The following is a 22,507-nucleotide window of genomic DNA, read 5'->3' on the forward strand; positions in this document are numbered from 1 at the left end:
CACGCATTGAAAATTAAATTCAAAAATCGTCTTTTATACTGAGGCAAACAATAGTTTTTACATTACTCTATTTCTCTTGGGGTGATTTTTTTATAAGCGACCGTCGACTGTCCGTCTTTCTCCTGGGTCCAAGCGATAAAAAGCGCATTGTCGGCTTGTATAATCACGGGATGATGATTGTATGCATCGTCCGTTGAGATCCGGACAGGTGCCGAAGGATATCCCTTAACGATAGGATGCAGCAGGATATGCGATTTCATAGCGGTGTTATCGGTATTCTTTTGGTCGTGATGACCGTGCATCCCTCCATGCGTGCCCGGGTGGTGGGTAGTGGATGGCATGGGGCGGTCTTCGTAAACTACCAAGATCGAGTCTGTACCCATGGCGATGGATTGCGGATGGCTGCCCGTAGCGGTAAGCAATTCACGTTGGGTGAATCCGGTATGGTTGGGGGCGGTATGCGCATAGTAAAGTCCGGCGGATCCGCCCGCTGTAAACCACACCGCATGGATGCGGCCGTTTTCGGATGCCAGGGTAGGACCGGTATGCGGGCAGGCACGGATGGCCCAATTATCGGCGCTGATGGTAGTCTCTGCGGCGAACGTTTGGCCATTGTCCTCCGAATATACATAGGCCATATCCCGTGCCTGTTCGCCAAATAAAGCGGCGGGGTACATCAAGCTTCGGTAGGCGACGTGGATGCTGCCCTTATCGTCTACGAGCAGGTCCGTGCGGCAGCACTCACATGTACCGCGGTGGAGAACAGTCTCGGCAACAAACCCGCTGTCGGCGGTGGTCGAAGCAAAATACAGCGTGGAGCCTTCGATGGATTTGTCGCGCCCATCCAGCCAAACGGCACCCACCTCGCCATTGTTAAGACGGGCGACGTCAAAAAAATTGCGCCCGTAGCGGTGGGCGGTGTCTGAATGCAGGAAATTGGGGCGGGACCACGATGTGCCTCCGTCGGAAGAAATACTGAAATAAATAGCCCCGGCAAAAGGGTTTTCTTCGTGCAGGAACGGTTTGGCAAAAACAGCCACGATGGTGCCATCATCTTTAAATGCTATTTTACCCATGCTTTCTGGGGAGGTGCCGATTCCTTCGGATCCAGCTACAGTGACAGGAGGAGCAAAGTCGCCTGAAGAAGCGTCATACGTTGCAAAAGCCAACCGACAAGTGTTGTCGGTATGGTTTTTTTCGGTCCAGCAAAGTACAAGATTACCTTCGTTATCGTAGGTAAGGTAGGGAGCCGTGGCTGAGTGACCCTGCTCGATCGCAATGGTTTTCGGTGTTTCCTCGTTGGGGCGCATTGGAGAGGAGCAGGCACCCAATGTGCCTGCCAGTGCCCATGCATATATCCAGTTATTTCTGTTCATGTTTTTGGGTTAAAATAGAAAACTCAGGTTGAGGCCCCCGTAGCCATTACGAGTGGGCGAGGGATTGTAATAGGCGGGTTGCCCCCCGCCGTAGGCAACGGCATTCAGCGCAACGAATGAACTGTACCGTTGATTCAGCAGGTTATCCAGACCACCGTAAATCTCGGCTTTGATGCGTTTACGGATCACTTTCGTATAGCCTATTTTGGCATTCAGCAAGTGGTAGGCGGGATGGTAGGCGGTATTGGTATCGTTCAGCGGGAGACGGTCGTTGTATAGGTAATTGCAACGGGCATAAATGCCGACGGCAGTACTAAAATCAATTCCGGCGTTGACCACCCAAGGAGCTATACCCGTCAGGCGGTTGCCGTCATATGCCGCGGTAACGGCATCATCCGTATCGCGGATTTTGTAGTCGACAAATGTGAAATCAGCATACGTTATTGCTGCAAATGGCCGCAGCCGTTGTATCCATGAATTGTTTTCGTTGTTGACCGCCAGCCAGGAAAGCGCCAGTTCCGCACCGCGGTGATCGGTCTCGCCAGCATTGTGATAGATGGTAATGCCTTGCTGCACGGATTGGGCAATCAATTCGCCGCTCATATCCATTCGAAAGACAGCCAGGTCATAGCTCAGCCGTGAGTGGAACAGACTTCCCTTGGCATTAAGCTCGTAGTTAACCGCTTTCTCAGCCTGCAGGGAAGGATTGATACTGCCATCGACAGTCTTGATTTCCGATCCGGTAGGCGGGGTGAAACCGGTACTGACGCCAGCATGCAGACTCAGGGCTTCATGGAAGGTATGGCTCAGTGCAATCCGGGGTGTTGCCTGTGCATTAAACTGCTTGATACCGCTCTGCTCAGGGGCCAAATAATCGTGCACACGGTACTGTAAGCTATTGATTCCCAGTCCGAGGGTAAGCAGGGTCTTGGGACCAAGCTGGGTCTCCGACTGATAGAAAAGCGAATAATATGTATTTTGATTGTCTATGTTTGCATTGATGGCACCTTCCGAACCCTGTTCATTGACGTACTGACTGCCTTTCGTAAGCCCCTGGTTGAACTCGGCGCCGATGCTGAAGACGGTGGCAAAGGCCGAGAAACCGGGATCGTAGGCGAAACGTGTACGCCCGCCGTAGCTCTGATAGTAGTTGCGGATATAGGCATACGCCAATGGGTGGTTGAGGTCGTAGAAATAACTGAATAGGCTGGTGCTGTTGGTAAACTTATCGCTGAGCCGGTATTGCTGTCCGATGCCTACGCGCGTCCAGTTTTGATATCTTCCGGCTCCTTTGTCCACATTACTGAGGTTTGCCTGTAACGGATTTTCGGTCACCTGCGTTTGCGTAAGGGCGCCCGGTATCTGTGAGTGCTGAGTGGTACGATTGATCAATACCGTGATGATTTGCCTGTCATTGGGGAAAAATTGGAAATTACCCGTGATGAATCTGCGCATATCGTTGCTGTGAATACGGTAACCGTTGTACTCCTGCCAACCGTAAGCCACATAGCTGTTTACCTTATCGCCGCCCGACCGATAGGCAGTAGCTGTCCGGTTGAGTCCGTAGCTGCCGGTGAGACCGGATACTTCGAGGCTACGCTCCCCATAAGGTGCGCGTTGCAACTGGAAATTGATAACCCCTGCGGTACCCGCTCCATACATACTGGATGCCGGTCCCTTGATGATCTCCACGCGGCCGATGTTGTTGACATCCAACGCCTCGATACGCGTCGTCCCGTCCGTCTCTGTGACGGGGATGTCGTTGATATAGACTTTTACTGCACGGCTGCCCCAGGGTGATCGCACCCCGTTGCCACGTATGGAAATCCGCGAATCGGAAAGTGTACTTTGATCCATACGAACACCCGGAACGGTATTAAGTGCCGATTGCAAGGACATCCCGTTTCCGCGCTGGATATCGTCGGTGTTTAGCAGGGCTACCGACCCTGGGGTCTCCCGGTTAACCCGGCTGTTTAGGCCTACGCGCACTTCGTCGAGTTGGACGGGATCCACGTCCAATTGAATGTTGACGTCTTTGTGCTCAGCTGTGAGCGAGACATGCTGTGTTTTATAACCTATCAGAGCCACTTCAATGGCTGCAGTCGCCTGCTCCCGGCTTAGTTTGAAGTATCCGTCTTTGTTAGACTGCGCAATGATCTGTCCGTCGTCATTACGGATCGTAACACCAGCCAGCGGCTGACGGGTTTGGGTGTCATAGATATGACCTGTCAAAAGGAGGTTCTGTGCTTGTACCTGTCCTATCCATACCGCGAGATACAGGAGGAAGGTCGCCCTCAAAATAAATTTATTCATATGTTTTAGATGGACTGGACTGCTGCCAGCGATACCACATAATAAAACGGTAACCCAATTTTATCGGGATACGGTCATTAAAATCCTATGAAGAAGAAATTAGGCGCGTGGCGGATGGAATATCTTGGCAGGTCGCGAAGGGAGATGGAAAGGTAAATCGATCGTTTCGTGTTTTTCGATAGCGGAAGCCGGAAAAGTCAATACTGTTTTTTCTACCACGGATGCAGGTTGATAACTGATTTTCAGTGATTCCTTATCCGATTTCTTTTCTTTTTCCTCCGCTTCCTTGAGTTTCCTTGCTAAATAACATTTGCCATCGCAATGCAGCATGGGCTTATCTTTGTTTATACAGAGGTATTCGGCAATATAAGGTCGGTTTAACTCAAATGCCGCGGTAATGAGCATACGCGAAACGTTTTCCGCGAAAAGCGAACAGATGAGCAATAGGACGAGAAGCCGGTGAACCATGGTGCGGCAAACTTACAGTAAAAGTCGGACATTTGCAATAAAAATACTGGGTATACTCCTGAAAACGCCTACCTTTGCGCCCAAAATGAAAAATAATACCATGAGTTTAGTCATAATCGGCACTATTGCCTACGATGCGATTGAAACACCTTTCGGAAAAACAGATAAGATCGTAGGGGGGGCGGCCACGTTTGCTGGATTGGCAGCAGCCTATTTGTATCGGCACGTAAAATTGGTCGGTGTGGTTGGCGAAGACTTCGGTGATGATAACCTGAATATATTGAAATCGAAAGGTATAGACCTTGAAGGGGTACAGATAAAAAAGGGACAGAAGTCTTTTTTCTGGTCGGGAAAGTACCACAACGATATGAATAGCAGGGATACGCTGGTTACCGAATTGAACGTGCTGGCCGATTTTGATCCGATCGTTCCGGATAGTTACCAGGATTGCCAATACCTGCTTTTGGGCAATCTTACTCCGCAGATTCAGTTGACTACGCTGGATCGGTTAAAACATAAGCCGAAATTAGTGGTACTCGACACGATGAATTTTTGGATGGACGTTGCCTGGGATGACTTAATGAAGGTGCTGAAGCGGGTGGATGTGCTTACCATCAACGATGCGGAAGCGCGGCAGCTCTCCGGCGAATATGCCTTGGTAAAAGCTGCAGAGAAGATCTTACAGTTGGGACCGAAGTACCTGATCATCAAAAAAGGAGAACATGGCGCCCTATTATTTGGCGACGGACAGATTTTTTCGGCACCGGCGCTTCCTCTTGCAGATGTATACGACCCAACGGGAGCAGGGGATACGTTTGCGGGCGGATTTCTGGGGTATTTGGCTAAAGTGGGAACCGTCAACTTTCATAATATGAAAAACGCCGTAATCTTTGGCTCTGCGTTGGCGTCATTCTGTGTCGAAAAATTCGGTACCGAACGGCTGAGGGAGCTGGATAAAGACCTCATTGCTGCGCGAATTACCCAATTTACTGAACTCAGCAAATTTGAAATAGAGGGTTGATAGCAATGCGTATTTGCCTATGCCAACATACCGACGATTTCGAAGCGTGCGAAAACTTCGTCGGTATGCGGTGCATCTTTCAGTTCATCGGTTAAATCCTGTCCGGCCCAATGTTCGTAGTGCATGCCCCTGAACCATAAACGGCTCTTCGTCACATCGTAGATATAACCACGGTATGCAATCCAGATAGCTGGCTTGTCTTGGCCATTTCGTAACGCTAATTGTGATTTTGAATAAACAGGTAAGCTTCTGAGCGCGTTAAGGCCGGTCATATCGGTACGCATTCAGGGCCTTCTTCATGGTTCGCCGTGCTACGTGGATACGGGTTTTAACGGTTCCGATCGGAATTTGCAGGTGTTCGGAAATTTCGTGATATTTATATCCTTCAAAATACATACTGAAGGGAATATAGTACTCATCTGACAACTCAGCCATGGCACCTTTGATATCTTCCATCACAAATTTATTCTCACCGGCATTCTTAGTAGCGCTGTAGGCTAAGTGCGCGCTTGGAATTTCCTCGGACTGCGAAACGAAGCTGTTCGTTTTCACAAATCGCCGGTAATTATTGATGAAAGTATTTTTCATGATCGTATACAACCATCCCTTGAGATTGGTGCCTTCCTTGAACTTGCCGTGATACGTTACCGCTTTCAGCATGGTATCCTGAACCAGGTCGTTTGCATCTTCGTCGTCGCGGGTAAAATGCAGTGCATATCCTCGCAAGGATTCCGTATGCTGCACCACTAAAGTGTTAAACTCAAATCTCGTCATCTTTTTACGGTTTAAGGGATTCCAAGTTAGGGCTTGAACTCCGGGTTAAACAATTTTATGATACAAAATAAGCGGTCGCAAATGCTTATTTAAGAAAATTGACGTTGTAGTCTAATTAGTGTCGTGTTTGTTACTGCAAGGATCGTGCTAAAGAAGAACGGATTGCTTAATTACCAAGCTAATATACAGTATATTTTTATTAATATCATATAATATTTACTTCTCGTTCTAACCGGATATTAAATTTTTTCTCAACATCCTGTATGATTTGCTCTGATAAGTTGTAAATATCTGATCCAGAAGCATTTTTGTGGTTTACTAATACGAGAGCTTGATTTTTCCAGGTACCTGCATCACCCACGCGTTTTCCTTTCCATCCGCATTGTTCGATGAGCCATCCCGCAGCGAGTTTGACATGGCTTTCACCTACGGGGTAGGACACGAAATTTATGTCCTGGAAAGTAAACTGTAGCTGTTGCAAATGCTGTACGGTTACAATCGGATTTTTGAAAAAGCTGCCCGAATTGCCGATGGTGGAAGGGTCTGGCAGCTTATCGGTGCGGATAGCCGATACCACCTCAGCGATATCCTTAATAGTAGGATCGGTAATGTTCCGCTTTGCCAATTCGACTTGGATAGCGCCATATGAGGTGTTGATAGCAGGATTGAGCGATAGCCTGAGCGTCACCTGTGTAATGATGTAACGACCTTTGGCTTCTTTTTTAAACAGACTTTCACGATAGGAAAACTGACAATCTTCTTTCGTAAATGTGGAAATCCCCCCACTTTTTGTGTCGAATACGCGACAACTGACAAAGACGTCTTTTAATTCCGCACCGTATGCACCGATGTTCTGAACGGGAGCAGCTCCCACTGTACCGGGAATGAGTGCCATATTTTCTATGCCCGCGAAATTACGGTTAACACAATACCACACCAGATCATTCCAGATCACTCCCGCTCCGGCCGTAACCCATACTTCGGTATCTGATATCCGGTGGTTGATCCCCGGAATGGCGATCCGGATTACCAATCCGTCGAAATCCTTCGTAAATAAGACATTGCTTCCGCCGCCCAAAACGAGAAAGGGACGTTGCGTTACGTCTCTCCGGCTACCAAAAAAGTGGATGAGCGCCTCCTCGGATTCAATTTCAATAAACTGTGCGGCAAATGCAGGTACGCCAAATGTGTTGTATGCTTTAAGTGGAAAATGTTCTTTAATCGAAAACTGCATTGAATTTTGACTAATTTTTTCAATTATTCAAATAAATATGTATCTTTAACATATTATCTTTAACGGCCAAAGATAAGCGATTGACCTGATAGCACAACTAAGGTAATGGTATTGTATGATAAACGCAGATAAAAAGCGTACACAGATTTTGGAAGCGGCTACCCGCCGGTTTGCACATTTCGGGTTGGCAAAAACCACGATGTCTGAGATTGCACAGGATCTTTCATTTTCAAAAGCACTGTTGTATTATTATTTTCCGGATAAAAATGCGTTGTATGCCGCTGTATTGGAGCATGTCATAGCACAATCGTTTGAGGAGATGGAGAAACAACTGTCGTCCATTTCAGATTGTCAGCAGGCCATGATGTTTATGCTGGACAAGCGGATTGCTTTTGTTACCAAATATTATAATCTGCTTGAAAATTCGATATCTGCCGTGCAACAGATACCCGACGAAATGGCCTGTGTACTGGCGGATTCCAAAGACAAGGAAATAGCGTTAATCCGGGATATCCTTCAAAAAGGAGTAGATACCGGTCAACTGGTCATTGAAGATGTCCAGGAAACTGCAGAAATCATCCTGTTTGCCCTGGTGGGCATGCGGTTCAGTATATTGAAAGATCTGAAAGGCGTCTTATTTCCTACCAAAGACGAGTTTGATCACATACTGCAACTTCAGAAGAAAATGGTAACGGTATTTTTAAAAGGGTTGGCCTCCCCATCGCATTAACCTTTTGCCTTTTCAATTTCTGAAATCCGTTTTACAATCTGGGTGGCGTGTACTCGTGAGTTTTCAATAAACCACAGGTGTGTGTTCATCCCCCCGCAAACCACACCCGCAAGAAAAAGACCAGGAATATTGGTTTCCATGGTGTCGGGATTGTGCATCGGTTGACGCGAGGCGTCTTCGGAAAGTTTAATGCCGATCTTTTCCAAAAAGGCAAAATTGGGTTGGTAACCGGTTAATGCCAGCACGAAATCGTTTTCTAGCGTTATCAGTCCATCGGGCGTCAGAATATCGACTTCGGTTGGCCGGATTTCGGTCAGTTTACTGTTGAACAATGCCCGCACTTCGTTATTCGTGATCCGGTTTTCCATATCCGGGCGCACCCAATATTTTACGCGGGGTCCAATACCTTCGCCCCGCACTACGAGTGTCACGTCGGCACCTTTTCGGTACGTTTCCAATGCAGCATCCACGGACGAGTTGCTGGCGCCTACCACCACAACTTTTTGCCCGGCATAATAATGGGGATCATTGTAGTAATGACGCACCTTAGGCAGGTCTTCTCCTTTGATATTCAACAGACACGGAATGTCGTAGAACCCGGTGGCCACCACGACATAGGATGCGGTATAGGTGGATTTGCTGGTGGTAATATGAAAGGTGTCTTTTTGTTTCGATACGGAAATTACTTCCTCAAACAGATGGGTGTTTAGGTCAAATTTCTGTTGGATCCGGCGGTAATATTCCAGTGCTTCGGCCCGCTTCGGTTTGGGATTAATAGAGACAAAAGGAATATCGCCGATTTCCAACCGCTCGGATGTAGAGAAGAAAGTCATGTTTTGCGGATAATGATACAGTGAATTGACCAAACATCCCTTTTCAACGATCAGATAAGATAATCCGGCTTTTTGGGCGGCAATACCGCATGCCAGTCCGATGGGGCCGCCGCCAACGACAAGCATGTCGTAATGTTCTGATGAGATTTTCATGTGCTGCAAAGATACGCGACAGCGGTACGAATACCAAACTTACGCGACCGCCCGGTGTTTGACCAAACCGCTGCAGGTTTTGTTCAAATCAATTACAATTCGGTTCAGAAAATTCAGTTGTTCGGTAATCAGGCGAGATTCTTCCGAATCGATGTTGTTGTGGTCCAAATCCGGTGGCGTATCCACTTCGATTTCCACAAATTCCGCTTCTCCCTCTTCGGGTTCGAAGAGTCGAATGGTCTGCGCTAGCAGGAACAGTGTTTTGCGGACAATCCGTACATGTTCGCCTGTCAGCGAAGCATTGTCTGCATCGTTGACATTGTTGAGCAGCGTGACCGAATAGGAGGAAAGAATGTGGTTAAACACCACAAATTTGTTTATCTCCTTCGCATCTTTTTGCTTGCTTTTCGGTTCTGTAATCATGCGCTGGAAAGCCGAAGCCATATTCGCAGTGCTGATGTATACTTCCTTTCGGGCCAGCTTGTAATCCGTTATACTCACCGGTTGGCCCGCGATGATTTTCAGTGCTTGTGCAATGTAACGATAATTGGCAATAAGCAGTTTTCGCATGGTAGTTTGCACTTGGGTACTTTCCCAATTCGGTAAAATGATGTAGCTGGAAAGAAACGCCAAGCCCGACCCGATTAACGTGTCAACAATCCGTTCCCTGAGTATGGTCAATGTATTCATGTCGAGGAAGCTGAACATAATCAGGATATAAGGCGTCATGAACATAACGCTGACTACGTAGTTGATACGGATGAGGCTATAGGTGGCCACCATAAATAGAAGCAGCAGGATAAACAGGGATGTTTCGTCTGTAACGAGCATTAAAATCAAGGCTCCACCGATCCCTCCAATGATGGTTCCGATCAACCGTTGAAAATTCCGCTGTTTGGTCAGGCTGAATCCGGGCTTCAGGATAACCATAATGGTTAGCAGAATCCAGTAGCTGTGGTTACCCACGTTAATAGCCAATGAAAGGAGATAGCCGATGCCCATTACGATTGCCATCCGTGCAGCATGCCGGAATAGTGTCGATTTCAGGGTCAGGTTTTCTCGGAGTTGCTTAAAATCGATGTCCTTGTGCTCGATAAATCGACTGAGATCCGTTTCTTCCTTTCGGAATGAGTTTTTGGACTCCCTGTCAAAGTATCCGTAAATATTATTAATGCGCTGGATCAGATTTCGGATATTGATCAATATCTTTTTTAACGGCAGTGTATTGATTTGGTAGTCTTTATCTACCTTTTCAATCGCTGCCCGTATCCGATCGAGGTCGTTTTTGAAATTATATAACGCTTTGGGCCTTCTGTTGGCATTGATCTGATAGGAGAGGTGTTCCAGTTCGTTGCCAAGTCTTCGAATCGTCAGGTTAAAATGCTGCAACACCCCGGTTTGCCCAAATTGCTCGCGGACCGCCTCATAATCGTAATGCGTGGCCATACTCTGTTCGAACAGATCGATGATGTCGGTAAAAATCAAGATCAATAACCGTCCGATTTTTGTGGTATCCCGTATGGTTTTCTTACTTCTGAACAATTGTTCGCGGACGTTATCCTGATGTTCGCTGACAATAATTTGCTGTTCGATCAACTCCCGGTAATTTTTCTCAATATCCGTTTTGGCATCGTAGAAATTAGCTTTGATCCGGATGTAGTCGGCAACGTTCTGTATGGATTCCGCCAATTCCTGCTGAGCCTGACGGTAGGGGCGCACTTGGTGAAGGGATAAACTCAGCAGCATATACCATACACAGCCCAGGAGAATATAAGCAATGTGGGCCGCCACATCCAAAAATGTGTTGTCTGCTCCGTCAATATTGAGTATCATGACGAGGATACCCAGGGTTCCAACAGACGAAGCGCGGGCACCGTAGACTGCAAACATGGAAAATAGGAAACTCATCCCCACAACAACCACTGTTAGCAATGCAGGAATATCATTGACCAGGTTGGTGATGAGTGCAGAAACCAATACGGCGGCAGTACATAGCAACATGCCGTTCCGGCGGTGGTTCAGGGGGCCGGGGGTATCTGAAAGCCCGACGACCATCGCACCCAATGAGACGGTAATGCCAACCTGAAGGTTGCCAAACCAGGAAAAAATGAGTGCAGGAGTCAGCGTACCGAACGTGATGCGCAGGCCATCGGCAAAATATTGGCTGTAAAAAAAATTCTGGATTTCTTTTGCCCTACTCATGCATAGACGGATGGGTGCGTACAAAGATACACAAAACCTCAACTAAAAATACTCAATAGTGGGTATTTCAGATGGTCTTTCAGGTGTTTAGCTTTGCTCACACTTATTAATCAATCATCAATATGAAAATCAGAAATCTACTAATCATGATCGCGCTGATAGCGGGGAATGTGCTGGTCGCCGCTTTATCGGGTTACGCGCAGAAAGCGAAAGACCGTACCCTGACCATCAGCACGGAAGCAGGATCCAGCATGTACGTCGATGGTAACCAAGTGACCTCGCCTGCTAAAATTAAAATTCCGAAATATGCGACCGTCAACGTGCGCGTTGAAAAAGTGGGGTTTGTAACCGAAATTCGCAATTATGAAAACAATGGGGTAAATATCATTCCCAAAACCGATTTTATTCAGCTGATCAAAGACGAAGCATATGAAAATTCATTTGTAACCAATTTGGCTAACCAAGATATTGATATCAGGCCGTCCAGAAGTGTCGACGAAGCCTGGATTCTATTAAATCGTATTGTGACAGGGTCATTTGATGTGATTGCGATTATGGATAAATCTACAGGCTATATGGCTACAGCATGGTCTGCCAAATCCTTTAATTCGGGCGTTGTACGTACCCGTTTGATCGTGAAAACCAGTAATACGTCACCCCTCGAATACAAAGCTAAATTAGTTTCTGAAATCGCGCCGCCGGGTACCAGCGTCAATGCCGATGAGTCCTTTCGCCGGTGGGACCGGATACTGCGTACGTACGAGAACGTGATTCCTGATCTGCAGAGCCGTTTAGGCATCAACTAATTCTCAGTGTTTACCAACTATTTATCAACAATGAACATCACCAAATTTTCAATCACGCTATGCGCTGTTGTTGGAACTCTTTTTTTTGCACAGGCCCAACAAGCGTCAGTGGTGGGACAAGGTTATTATAATGAGCCCGATTTTGGGAAATTTTATTTGCGTTTGGGAGCAAATTTCCTGAATGACGATTTTGTTAAACAGTTAAACGATGGCGATCTTAACGGGGCTTACTCTGTGGCAACGGGGTTGAACTTCGAGATAGGCAAGTATTTCTTCTTTCATTCAGAGCCGATAGCCGATCTTTTTAAAGTAGGGCTTGATGCGTCCTTTCTTTCTCTTGGCTACAACCCGCTGAAATGGAATGATCCGGATGACCCGGAATATACTGAAAAGACCGATTTCACAACCGTGGGGGTCAAGCTCGGCCCGGTCATTTCTTTCAATCCGTTGGAGAATTTTTATGCCGATGCATTTGTAAAATTAGCGCCAACGATTCTGACATCGATGAGTGAAATGGAAGATCTGGAACAGGTGCTATTTGGTTTGAAAAGTGATGTCGGGATTAACTTGCGGTACAAGAAAGTCACGCTGACAGCAGGTTATGAATCAGGTGCATTCAATTATACTTCTTACGACAGCGATTACGATGAAGACACCGGTGAGTATATTGAGCATACGACGAAAGAGAAATTCCCGATGGGTATGTTTCAAATCAAGTTGGGACTTCAGTTCTATTAGTCATCGCAATTACCCTGAAACTTATGAAACATCAATTGGAGGAATTGGCAAGTATGTTTGCCCACTTGGGAGAAGCAGATATGTCCTTGCAGGACTTGTGCAACGTGGTGACCAACGAGCAGCCGCATGCTGTTGTTGAGGATGTCAACGATTTGACTCCTTATAATAGCATGGTATCATTATCGCTACCTGAACCGATTTAAAAGGTTGGCACCTCCGATGGGTGCCAGCTTTTTATTTATTTTTCTTTTGTTTACTTTCGAAATCGTTAGACGCATACAAGCCTTCAGAGGAATACACTGAAGTTTTCAACAAAGTCGTGATTTTCGATGGATAATTGATCGTGATGAACACAACACAAACAGGAACAGCCTTATGGTGGATAGGTTGTTTGGTGTGCATAGCTATGCAGGTGAAAGCACAGCAGCCCGATTCGCAACTACAACAGCAAGCGCGTCTCGCTGACTATGACATGAATGTCGCAAAGATTAATTTATTGGCATTGCCTTTCCGGGACATCTCGCTCCAATATGAGCGGGCTGTATCGCGGAAAATATCCCTCGCCGTTGGATTTCGGATGATTCCAAAAGGCAGATTCCCCATGTTGGACGCTTTTGAATCGTATATCGATGACGAAGCAACCTTTGAAGAACTGCAAAATATCCGCCTCAGCAATCAAGCTTTTACGGTCGAATCAAGGTTTTATTTCGGCAGGCACGACGGACCTCGCGGTTTTTACATTGCCCCGTACGGACGTTACAGTACGTACGGACTTGATTTCAATGAATTTGAGTATACGATTGAAGGAGAGGATGAAGCAGGTAATTATTATACAGAAACGCATACAATTGCGTTAAACGGGCGTATCAACGGTTTTACCGGTGGTGTCCTATTTGGTTCGCAATGGCGTATCGGACGTTGGGTTTACCTGGATTGGTGGATATTGGGACCCGCATATGGGGCGGCTTCAGGCAAGCTCAGTGGTAGCAGCTCGATGCCATTGGATCCGGAAGCTCAATCGGCTTTAGCCGATGAACTGGAGAATCTGGAAATTCCGATGGTCGACACGGAGGCCCACGTTGACAGTAAGGGAGCCAGGCTAGACATGAGGGGGCCTTGGGCAGGAATCAGAACCGGGTTGGCCATCGGAGTACGCTTTTAAACTGAGTTATTTTATTTTTAATTTTTTGCACGGATTGTTATTATTGTTGTAAGAAAAATACTCGTTTTTAAACGAATATTTATATATTTGGCGGTTTGTTTATTCAAAATATAAATCCCGTGGATGGCGATGGGAGCTTTTTAATCAACAAACCCGATCTTTACATTCTTAATTTTTCCGTTGCATGAATTTAAGTAAAAAACAAGCAGTCTTTGAAAATGAAGTGCTTACACGCTTCGAGTTGTTCAATAGCCTATTCATGACCTTGCCTTTTTACCAGGTAAAGCACACGGGTACGCTGCTGCCTTTTTTCACTTCGCATTGTGAACGTGGTGTAGCTGCAAAACTTGATCCCGAAGCGATTATAGAGAGTTTTTTTGGACAGTATGAGCAATACGTCCGCGAAGCAGATCGTATCGATCTGCTTTTCCGCATTATTCAGTATATCGAGCGGCAGGTGGTGTTGTTTGATGCGGTTGAAGATGCTGCCTTCAAAAAAACCGGCCGATCGGATGAAGCGGGACTATTGGATTCCGTTTTCACACAAACGGAAAACAATAAGGAGCTACGCCATAAATTGGTCAGCAAACTGCGTGATTTCTCGTTGCGGCTGGTATTGACGGCCCACCCCACACAGTTTTATCCCGGCCCCGTGCTGGCAATCATTACGGATTTGACGGAAGCGCTGAAAAAGAATGACATCAATAACATCCATTTATTGTTGCAGCAGTTGGGGAAAACACCGTTTATGATGAAAAGCAAGCCGACGCCTGTGGATGAGGCCATCAGTTTGGCGTGGTTTCTTGAAAAAGTATTTTATCCTGTGGCATCGGCAATTCAGTCTAAAATCGATGATGAGTTTGACTTGCCGGCCGACGAAAACAGACAATTGGTCGAACTGGGCTTTTGGCCGGGGGGAGACCGCGATGGGAATCCGAATGTGACGGTTGAGAGTACGAAACGCGTTGCCTTATTACTGCGCACCATTTTGTTCCGTTGTTATTACCGTGATTTCAGGATACTCAAAAGGCGCATCACCTTCAAAGGGGTTGAAAAATATATGGATATCCTGCAGGACAGGTTTTATGAGAACAGCTTTAATCCCTCCGAAACCCCTGAAAATGAAAAGGCAGTGATTACGCACAACCTGAAAGAGATTAAACGCGTCCTAAGGGATTATCACGACGGTTTGTTTGTCGAATTGGTGGATGACCTGCTCCGCAAGGTAAAAACGTTCGGTTGTTTTTTTGCGACACTGGATATCCGCCAGGACAGTAGTGTCATCCGGCAAACCCATGCATACATACGCGAAAAATATGCAGACAAAACGGGTATTGTCGGCGACTTCGAACAATTGGATGAGACCGCCAAGCAGCGGGCCTTTACATTTAAGTCCTGTGATTTGCCATATGAGGAAGACGCGCACCCCTTGGTTGCCGATACCCTGAGCGTCATTCGGTTAATCAAGGATATCCAGCGGTCGGGAGGCGAGCGCGCCGCCCAGCGGTTTATCATCAGCAATTGCCAGCAAGCTTCCGACATTCTCGAACTGATGGAGTTATTTTTGTGGAGTGGTTGGCAAACCGAGTCACTGTGCATTGACTTCGTACCACTGTTTGAAACGGTTGATGACCTAACTCGGGCGGCAAACGTGATGGAAGCACTGTATACGCATCCCCACTATAAAGCCCACCTTGCGCAACGGGGCAATAAGCAGACAATCATGCTCGGGTTTTCAGATAGCACAAAAGACGGTGGATACCTGATGGCCAATTGGTCCATTTATAAGGCTAAAGTAGAACTTACGGCCATGGCCAGGCAATACGATGTCGACTTGGTGTTTTTTGACGGAAGGGGAGGCCCCCCTGCGCGCGGCGGTGGAAAAACACAGCGCTTTTATGCGTCCATGGGTAAGGAAATTGCAAACGATCACATTCAGTTGACCATTCAGGGGCAAACCATCAGCAGCCAGTATGGTTCATGGGACACTGCGTATTACAACATTGAGCAGCTCCTTCATGCCGGGCTTACTTCCCATATCGGGCAAAAAGATGGAGATACCTTATCAGCAGAAAAGAAGAAATTAATAGATGATATGGCGCACATTAGTCACGAGCAATTTCTGTCGTTACGGCACAATCCGTTATTCCTTAAATACCTCGAAAAATTCAGCCCACTGAAATTTCTGTCACAAATCAACATCAGTAGCCGGCCTGTAAAACGGAATTCGGACAAGGAATTGCGTCTGGAAGACCTAAGGGCGATCAGCTTTGTTACCGCATGGAGCCAATTAAAACAAAATATACCCGGTTTTTTTGGGGTAGGATCGGCACTTCAGTGGGCAGAAAAGCAAGGGAAGTGGGAGCAGGTGAAAGAGCTCTATGAGACCTCGGGTATGTTTAAAACCATTGTCGACAACTGTATGATGTCCATGTCCAAATCAAATTTTGACCTGACTTCTTATATTCAGGCAGACGAAACGTTTGGTGACTTCTGGGTAAAGATGCGTGATGAGTACGAACGTACCAAGTCCTATGTGCTGAAATTGAGTGGCAGCAAAGTCCTGATGGAAAATTATCCCGTGGAGCGAGAATCCATTGCAATACGGGAGAAAATAGTACTCCCCCTGTTGATTATCCAGCATTACGCCATCCGGCAACTGCAAACGAATAAATTAAGTGAAAAAGACCAAGAGGTGTTCTCGAAACTGGTTACGCGTACCGTTTATGGCGTGGTAAATGCCGGCAGGAATCTCGCCTGATAGTAGGCGGTTCTGACAAAAACTGTTGATGGGCATTACATTTTTAGCTAAGTTTGTTGCATTAATTAAGATTTTATGAACCCGACGTGATTAAAATAATCATTACGCACAATAGGGCAATGATTATTTTAATCATCAAAGGTTCCATCCCGTTGACACGGGACAAGTACTGACAACTGGAAAAACAAAAAATAAACAGATGAAATTCAGAAAGATTGTTTTGATGGCTTTGCCGTTAGCGGTAGCAGCAAGTTCTTGTACCCGGCATGCGGGTGAGTCAGAGAGCCGCACAAAGTTGTACAACAATGCAACTGATGTGGATAGTGAAGGTTTTTCATTCTTTAAGTCTGTTCATAAAAAAGCAACATTTGAAGTTGGATTGGCCAACTATGTACAGTCATCACCAGCTTCCGCGGAAGCAAAGAAACTGGCCGCGGGAATTGTGGAGACGTATGAGCCTATTATTGCTGAATTGGAAGATATGGGTGCCTCATTCCACGTCATTCTCCCCGACCCGGGAGTGCCTGCCTTTGCCGTGCCGCATCATTTCGCGGCCGATAGTTTGGGTGGGTTTGACAGTAAGGGGTACATCGCGCATGCTCAGCACGAACAGGGTGCAATTTTAGAACAGTTTAACCGCATCGACCGGAATACGTCCAAGGTGCTGAAAACGTATGCCAAGGAGAAATTACCAGCCGTAAAAGAAGTTTTTGCACTTGCGGGAGGTCATGAAGAACACGGTGCGCATCACTAATTAATCCCTACATTCTCATGTCCAAAAAGAGCATTGTCACAGGTATTTTGTCGTACGGAATGTCCGGAAGGGTATTCCATGCACCGTTTATACACCAAAAAACCCGGTTTGAGTTACGTGCTGTTGTAGAGAGACATGAGAAACGTGCTCACCAGCGGTATCCGGATGTAGTTAGCTACGATTCAGTGGATGATTTACTGAATGATGAACAGATTGAGTTTGTCATTATAAATACGCCGAATAATACGCACGTGGAATATGCTACAAAGGCGTTGAAAGCGGGGAAACATATTTTGGTTGAGAAGCCATTTGCACCTACCGCTGAAGATGCCCGGAAATTGTTTGAGTTGGGAAAGGAGGTGAACCGACACGTAATGGTTTTTCAAAACCGTCGTTGGGACAGTGATTTCAAACTGCTTAAGCGTGTGGTGGAGCGTGAAACCCTAGGAAATTTGATCGAGTTGCATGTGCGGTTTGATCGTTACCGGATGGAGAAAAGTCCGAAAGTATTTAAAGAACTGAAAATTCCGGGAAGCGGGGTGCTGTACGATTTGGGGCCACACCTGCTTGATCAGGTCATCAGCTTATTCGGCAAGCCCCAAAAGAGTCTAAAAATCCAGGCTACACATCGGCCTGGTTCTGAGGTAGACGATTTTTCGACGTTAGTACTTAGTTATCCAAAAGGATTTACCGTCTTTATCCATGCGAGCTTACTCGTTGCCAATCCATTGCCGGCGTATGTGCTGCACGGAGTTAAAGGATCCTTCCAAAAAGTCAGGGCGGATGTGCAGGAAGATCAGTTGCAAGCTGGAATGTCGCCTAAAGCCCCTGAATATGGTATTGAGCCGGTAGGCAAAGAGGGGTTGATTACACTTATGAAGCCCAATGGTGACCGTGAACTGCGATACAGGGAGGCACTTAAGGGAGATTATAATGACTTGTTTAACGCCGTATACGCGCAGATACGGAAGAATGAGCCCTTCCCGGTAAAACCCGAAGAAATCCTATGGCAAATGGAAATCCTCGAGCAACCCGTGTGGAATGAAAGTTAGCGCCTATTATTGAGACGATGTTTGGTCATGGTGAATTAATATACAATTAACACTCACGCAACTTTACATTGTTATTATTGGCCGGAATATTTTAAGACGGCCGTATGTTAACAGTTGTGAAGCACAAATTCCCACTTATAAACCGCGAGATAAGCTGGTTGTATTTCAACGAGCGCGTGCTGCAGGAAGCTGCGGACAAGACCGTGCCATTATTGGAACGGTTACGCTTCTTGGCCATCTTCTCCTCCAATTTGGATGAGTTTTACCGCGTAAGGGTCGCTACACTTAATCGGCTTGTTGATATCAATACCAAAACCAAGAGCCTGCTGGGGTTCAATCCCAAAAAAATCCTGAATGAAATCAAGAATATCGTTGTAAAGCTTGAAAAACGATTCGATTATCTCTATGAACATGAGATCATTAAAGAATTGGAGTCCCAGAAGATCTTTATCATTAACGAGCAACAGCTAAATGTGGCCCGGGGTGAATACGTGCGTGAGTATTTCCGACGGCACGTACTGCCCACATTAGTCCCCATTATGCTGGAGGGTTCAGATTCCGGTAAACCGTTTCCGGAGTTGAGAGACCGGCATATCTACTTCATCGTTAAGCTGACTTTCCGCAAGAAAGTGAAGTATGCGCTGGTTGAGATCCCCACTTCGATCCTATCACGGTTCCTGATTTTACCTGAAAATAAGGGATTGAAATTCATTATTTTATTGGACGACATCATCCGGTATTGTCTGGATGACTTGTTCTTTATTTTCGAATACGATACCGTGGAGGCGTACAGTATTCAGCTCACGCGCGACGCGGAACTGGATATTGATGCCAATGTCAGCGAGCGGTTTGTGGAGGCCCTGATGCGCAGTTTGCAACGCAGGGACAAAGGGCGGCCTATGCGGCTGTTGTATGATTCCGATATCGCTCTGGATACCCTCAACTACCTGGTTTCGGGTATGCAGCTCGATTCGGAGGCGCTCATTCCCGGCGGCAGGTATCACAATTTCAAAGATTTCATTGATTTCCCCAATGTGGGCGGACCTTCCCTGGAGTATGCTCCCATGCCTCAGTTGCGGGTCAATAACCTCGACTTACGCCGTAGCATATTCAGTCAGATGGCGCAGCGGGACTACTTGATAAGTTTGCCGTACCAATCGTTTGACTATATCGTCCATTTCCTGCGGGAGGCTGCGATAGATCCCAAGGTCAAAGAGATCGATATCTGCCTTTATCGGTTGGCCGAAAACTCCAGTGTGATCAATGCCCTCATCAATGCCGCTAAAAATGGCAAGAAAGTAAATTGCCTGCTTGAGCTGAAGGCCCGTTTCGACGAAGAAGCCAATATTTATTGGCGCAACCGGCTGGAAGAGGGAGGGGTAAACGTGAACATTGGCGTTGTGCAATACAAGGTACATGCAAAAATTTGTTTGATTGCACGGCGCGAAAAGGGAGGAATGGTATATTATGCAAATCTGGCCACCGGAAACTTCAATGAGAAGACGGCCAAACTTTATGGGGATCACAGCCTGTTTACGGTCAATCCATTGATTACTAAAGATCTTAAACGCCTTTTCAGGGGGTTGGAAAAGCAAACATTTCATCGGGGTTACAAAGCGATTATCACTTCGCCACTGGAAACCCGTCGACGCTTTTATGAGCTAATTACGAATGAAATCGAGATCGCCAAGTCCGGAAAAAAAGGATACATGGTACTAAAGATGAATAGCCTCTCTGACGAGGAAATGATCGAAAAACTTTATGAAGCGAATAATGCAGGGGTAACTATTCAACTGATCATACGTGGGATGTGCTGCCTTGTACCGGGGCAGCCGGGGTTCAGTGAACGTATCACGGTGAGAAGCATTGTGGATCGTTATTTGGAACATGCACGGGTGTGGATTTTCGGAAACGGCGGTGATGAATTGATCTACTTATCGTCTGCCGATCTGATGACGCGGAACATCGACCGGAGGGTGGAAGTCGCCTTCCCGGTCATTGATGAATATATCCGTAGAGAAATCCGCGATATCATTGACATTCAGTTACGCGATAATACGAAAGCACGCGAAATTAATCAATCAAACAACAATCGGTATATCGGTGGCAAGAGCAGAATTAAGCACCGTGCGCAGGAAGACATTTACAATTATCTGAAATATAAATCCTAATTAAACGTGAGGTACGCAGCAATAGATATCGGATCGAATGCAGTGAGGCTGTTGATAGCCGATATTATCCAAAACAATGGAACCATATCATTCAAAAAGAATACCCTCGTGCGGGTTCCCCTGCGTCTTGGGGATGATGCATTTATCGATCGGCATATATCTGAACCCAAAGCTACAGATTTGGTCAAAACAATGGTGGCTTTCCGTAACCTGATGGATGTATACAAAGTCAGTGAATACATGGCCTGTGCGACATCGGCGATGCGGGAAGCCGAAAATAGCAAATCGTTGGTCAAAGAAGTTAAGGAAGTAGGAATAGACTTGCAGGTTATTGGCGGGAGTGAAGAAGCGGAGATTATCTATAACAGCCACATTGAACAGCATCTCGGCAGCAAAAAGGCATATTTATATATCGATGTAGGGGGTGGAAGTACCGAGTTGTCTGTATTTGCCGATACCAAGTTGGTTGCGTCGGCGTCGTTTAACATCGGTACGATCCGTATATTGGACAACCAGGATAAGGAGGAAACCTGGGAGGAAATGAAAACGTGGGTGAAGAACCACACGCGGATGTTTAAAACGATATACGGGATCGGTACGGGGGGAAATATTAATAAATTGTCAAGATTGGCCAATGACAAAGAAGAAAAGCCCATTTCTTATACGAAATTGAAATCGTTATATGAGTATCTCAATTCTTTTTCTTTGAAAGACCGGATCAACGTGCTGGGGTTAAATAACGATCGCGCTGACGTGATTATCCCCGCATGCGAAATTTTTCTGACGTTGATGAAATATGGCAGGCTCCGTCAGGTCATCGTTCCCCGGGTTGGGCTGGTGGATGGTATCATACAAACATTGATTGACAAAACGCTTCCGTCTGCGTTGCCGGAAAGTTGAAAAAGCGATAATTTTTATTTCGGCGAAAAGCTTGAATAAAGAAAAAATCTCTTACTTTTGCGCCCATAATACCTCTGCGGAAGTGGCGAAATTGGTAGACGCACCATCTTGAGGGGGTGGCGCCCTACGGGCGTGGCAGTTCGAATCTGCTCTTCCGCACAGCCAGTATAGCACCCTTGCGAAAGCAAGGGTTTTTTCATTTAAAGGGCATGCCAAGCTTGCTTGCGCGTGCCCTTTAAATGAAAAACGCAGGTACAAAGTGCCGTGCTATACTGGCTGTAAGCCTCTCCACCCACAGATGGCTGTGGCCATGGAGTGCGGGGGTCGCTGGACGCAGCCAACTATTCTCGCTGTGGCCTCCGAGTGCGTGGCAGTGGGACGCAGCCAATCTGCTCTTATTGCCAAATCACTATCGAGCATCACTTTTTTATCTCGTATAAGGTATATTTTATTGATAACGCATTATTATATCCCATATCCCGTGAAAAGGATAGCCGTTTATTTGTCCGTTATGCTGATCTGCTTTGCCATAAAGAGTTGCATCAATTCAGTGTCAAGCTCATGGGACACCATATGACAACCGGTTTTTAGATTGCCGGCAGTAATACTTCTAACGGTATTGTATCTTTTGCTTATTTTGAAATTGGAGCATAATGAGTTGATAAAAATACGTTTCATCGCTCAATGGTTGAAACGACCCCTTGAAAGTCGTCGAGCTGACGCTCATTGTTCCGCAAATTGATTGTTTTTGAATAACAATGCAATTTAACGGAATTCCCTATATTTATCAGTCCGTTGTAGCCACTAAACGCCACATGATTTTTATATGCTTGTGCGTAATCGAAAGATTTAATGTAAATTTGGCATATAGCAATCGATTGAAAGCGGTTATGATTCACCCGGAGAATGCCGGACATAAAATCTTCAAATCGGCTTTAAGGGCATTTAAAGGTTTCTTTGGGCCTTTAATTCAACGTGAAGGGATATTATGAGGCGGAAGCATTGATTGAAAAATGGAACGATCGTTGTAGGTAGGGCACTGGACTGCAATCGTTCAGA

General features: G+C 46.2%; 19 protein-coding genes and 1 tRNA gene. 12 read left to right on the forward strand and 8 right to left on the reverse strand.

Annotation, left to right across the window (positions count from 1 at the left end):
- Nucleotides 1–62 precede the first annotated feature (62 nt).
- The 3 genes from IEX60_RS03630 to IEX60_RS03640 form a co-directional block, all read right to left on the reverse strand.
- On the reverse strand, nt 63–1,376 hold the full coding sequence (locus IEX60_RS03630; protein WP_188747436.1) for a sialidase family protein: 1,314 nt from the start codon (nt 1,374–1,376) through the stop codon (nt 63–65).
- 9 nt (nt 1,377–1,385) lie between these two features.
- Nucleotides 1,386–3,689, reverse strand: a complete 2,304-nt coding sequence (locus IEX60_RS03635; RefSeq protein WP_188747438.1) for a TonB-dependent receptor domain-containing protein — start codon at nt 3,687–3,689, stop codon at nt 1,386–1,388.
- A 99-nt stretch (nt 3,690–3,788) separates the two neighbouring features.
- Complete coding sequence (locus IEX60_RS03640; protein WP_188747440.1) at nt 3,789–4,094, reverse strand: hypothetical protein; 306 nt, start codon at nt 4,092–4,094, stop codon at nt 3,789–3,791.
- A gap of 163 nt (nt 4,095–4,257) precedes the next feature.
- On the opposite strand from IEX60_RS03640, the gene IEX60_RS03645 reads away from it, so the two are divergent.
- The gene (locus IEX60_RS03645) at nt 4,258–5,178 is read left to right on the forward strand and encodes a PfkB family carbohydrate kinase (RefSeq protein WP_188747442.1); all 921 of its coding nucleotides are present in this window, start codon (nt 4,258–4,260) and stop codon (nt 5,176–5,178) included.
- 17 nt (nt 5,179–5,195) lie between these two features.
- Here the strand turns inward: IEX60_RS03645 and IEX60_RS03650 are convergent, their stop codons facing one another.
- The 3 genes from IEX60_RS03650 to murB all read right to left on the reverse strand — a co-directional run bounded on the left by IEX60_RS03650 (nt 5,196) and on the right by murB (nt 7,186).
- A complete protein-coding gene (locus IEX60_RS03650; RefSeq protein ID WP_188747444.1) occupies nt 5,196–5,450 on the reverse strand; it encodes a cytochrome b5 domain-containing protein in 255 nt (84 codons plus the stop codon).
- Nucleotides 5,437–5,952: an RNA polymerase sigma factor gene (locus tag IEX60_RS03655; RefSeq protein WP_188747447.1), complete on the reverse strand. Its 516-nt coding sequence runs from the start codon at nt 5,950–5,952 to the stop codon at nt 5,437–5,439. Before IEX60_RS03655 ends, IEX60_RS03650 begins: the two co-directional genes overlap by 14 nt.
- Before the next feature lie 205 nt (nt 5,953–6,157).
- On the reverse strand, nt 6,158–7,186 hold the full coding sequence (gene murB / locus IEX60_RS03660; RefSeq protein WP_188747449.1) for a UDP-N-acetylmuramate dehydrogenase: 1,029 nt from the start codon (nt 7,184–7,186) through the stop codon (nt 6,158–6,160).
- Between the two features lie 115 nt (nt 7,187–7,301).
- On the opposite strand from murB, the gene IEX60_RS03665 reads away from it, so the two are divergent.
- The gene (locus IEX60_RS03665) at nt 7,302–7,916 is read left to right on the forward strand and encodes a TetR/AcrR family transcriptional regulator (RefSeq protein WP_188747451.1); all 615 of its coding nucleotides are present in this window, start codon (nt 7,302–7,304) and stop codon (nt 7,914–7,916) included.
- Here the strand turns inward: IEX60_RS03665 and IEX60_RS03670 are convergent.
- Nucleotides 7,913–8,902 (reverse strand): YpdA family putative bacillithiol disulfide reductase, encoded by a 990-nt coding sequence (locus IEX60_RS03670; RefSeq protein ID WP_188747453.1) that lies wholly within the window; start codon nt 8,900–8,902, stop codon nt 7,913–7,915. The two genes, IEX60_RS03665 and IEX60_RS03670, sit on opposite strands and share 4 nt — an antisense overlap.
- Nucleotides 8,903–8,941: 39 nt before the next feature.
- Nucleotides 8,942–11,104 carry an FUSC family protein gene (locus IEX60_RS03675; protein ID WP_188747455.1) on the reverse strand — a complete coding sequence of 721 codons (2,163 nt, stop codon included), beginning with the start codon at nt 11,102–11,104 and terminating at the stop codon, nt 8,942–8,944.
- A gap of 122 nt (nt 11,105–11,226) precedes the next feature.
- Between IEX60_RS03675 and IEX60_RS03680 the strand changes: the two genes are divergently transcribed.
- The 10 genes from IEX60_RS03680 (at nt 11,227) to IEX60_RS03725 (ending at nt 21,607) form a co-directional block, all read left to right on the forward strand.
- Nucleotides 11,227–11,910 carry a hypothetical protein gene (locus tag IEX60_RS03680; RefSeq protein ID WP_188747457.1) on the forward strand — a complete coding sequence of 228 codons (684 nt, stop codon included), beginning with the start codon at nt 11,227–11,229 and terminating at the stop codon, nt 11,908–11,910.
- Between the two features lie 30 nt (nt 11,911–11,940).
- Nucleotides 11,941–12,648 (forward strand): hypothetical protein, encoded by a 708-nt coding sequence (locus IEX60_RS03685; RefSeq protein WP_188747459.1) that lies wholly within the window; start codon nt 11,941–11,943, stop codon nt 12,646–12,648.
- A 23-nt stretch (nt 12,649–12,671) separates the two neighbouring features.
- Nucleotides 12,672–12,851: a hypothetical protein gene (locus IEX60_RS03690; protein WP_188747461.1), complete on the forward strand. Its 180-nt coding sequence runs from the start codon at nt 12,672–12,674 to the stop codon at nt 12,849–12,851.
- A 143-nt stretch (nt 12,852–12,994) separates the two neighbouring features.
- Nucleotides 12,995–13,810 carry a DUF3575 domain-containing protein gene (locus tag IEX60_RS03695; protein WP_188747463.1) on the forward strand — a complete coding sequence of 272 codons (816 nt, stop codon included), beginning with the start codon at nt 12,995–12,997 and terminating at the stop codon, nt 13,808–13,810.
- A gap of 184 nt (nt 13,811–13,994) precedes the next feature.
- A complete protein-coding gene (locus tag IEX60_RS03700) occupies nt 13,995–16,571 on the forward strand; it encodes a phosphoenolpyruvate carboxylase (RefSeq protein WP_188747465.1) in 2,577 nt (858 codons plus the stop codon).
- A gap of 199 nt (nt 16,572–16,770) precedes the next feature.
- Nucleotides 16,771–17,325 (forward strand): hypothetical protein, encoded by a 555-nt coding sequence (locus tag IEX60_RS03705; protein WP_188747467.1) that lies wholly within the window; start codon nt 16,771–16,773, stop codon nt 17,323–17,325.
- 17 nt (nt 17,326–17,342) lie between these two features.
- Nucleotides 17,343–18,377: a Gfo/Idh/MocA family oxidoreductase gene (locus IEX60_RS03710; RefSeq protein WP_188747469.1), complete on the forward strand. Its 1,035-nt coding sequence runs from the start codon at nt 17,343–17,345 to the stop codon at nt 18,375–18,377.
- A gap of 104 nt (nt 18,378–18,481) precedes the next feature.
- Nucleotides 18,482–20,548, forward strand: a complete 2,067-nt coding sequence (gene ppk1, locus IEX60_RS03715; protein ID WP_188747470.1) for a polyphosphate kinase 1 — start codon at nt 18,482–18,484, stop codon at nt 20,546–20,548.
- Nucleotides 20,549–20,554: 6 nt separating this feature from the next.
- Nucleotides 20,555–21,448, forward strand: a complete 894-nt coding sequence (locus tag IEX60_RS03720; protein ID WP_188747472.1) for a Ppx/GppA phosphatase family protein — start codon at nt 20,555–20,557, stop codon at nt 21,446–21,448.
- Between the two features lie 76 nt (nt 21,449–21,524).
- A tRNA-Leu gene (locus tag IEX60_RS03725) sits at nt 21,525–21,607 on the forward strand.
- Nucleotides 21,608–22,507: the final 900 nt, after the last annotated feature.

Source organism: Parapedobacter defluvii, assembly GCF_014642075.1.
Lineage (GTDB): Bacteria > Bacteroidota > Bacteroidia > Sphingobacteriales > Sphingobacteriaceae > Parapedobacter > Parapedobacter defluvii.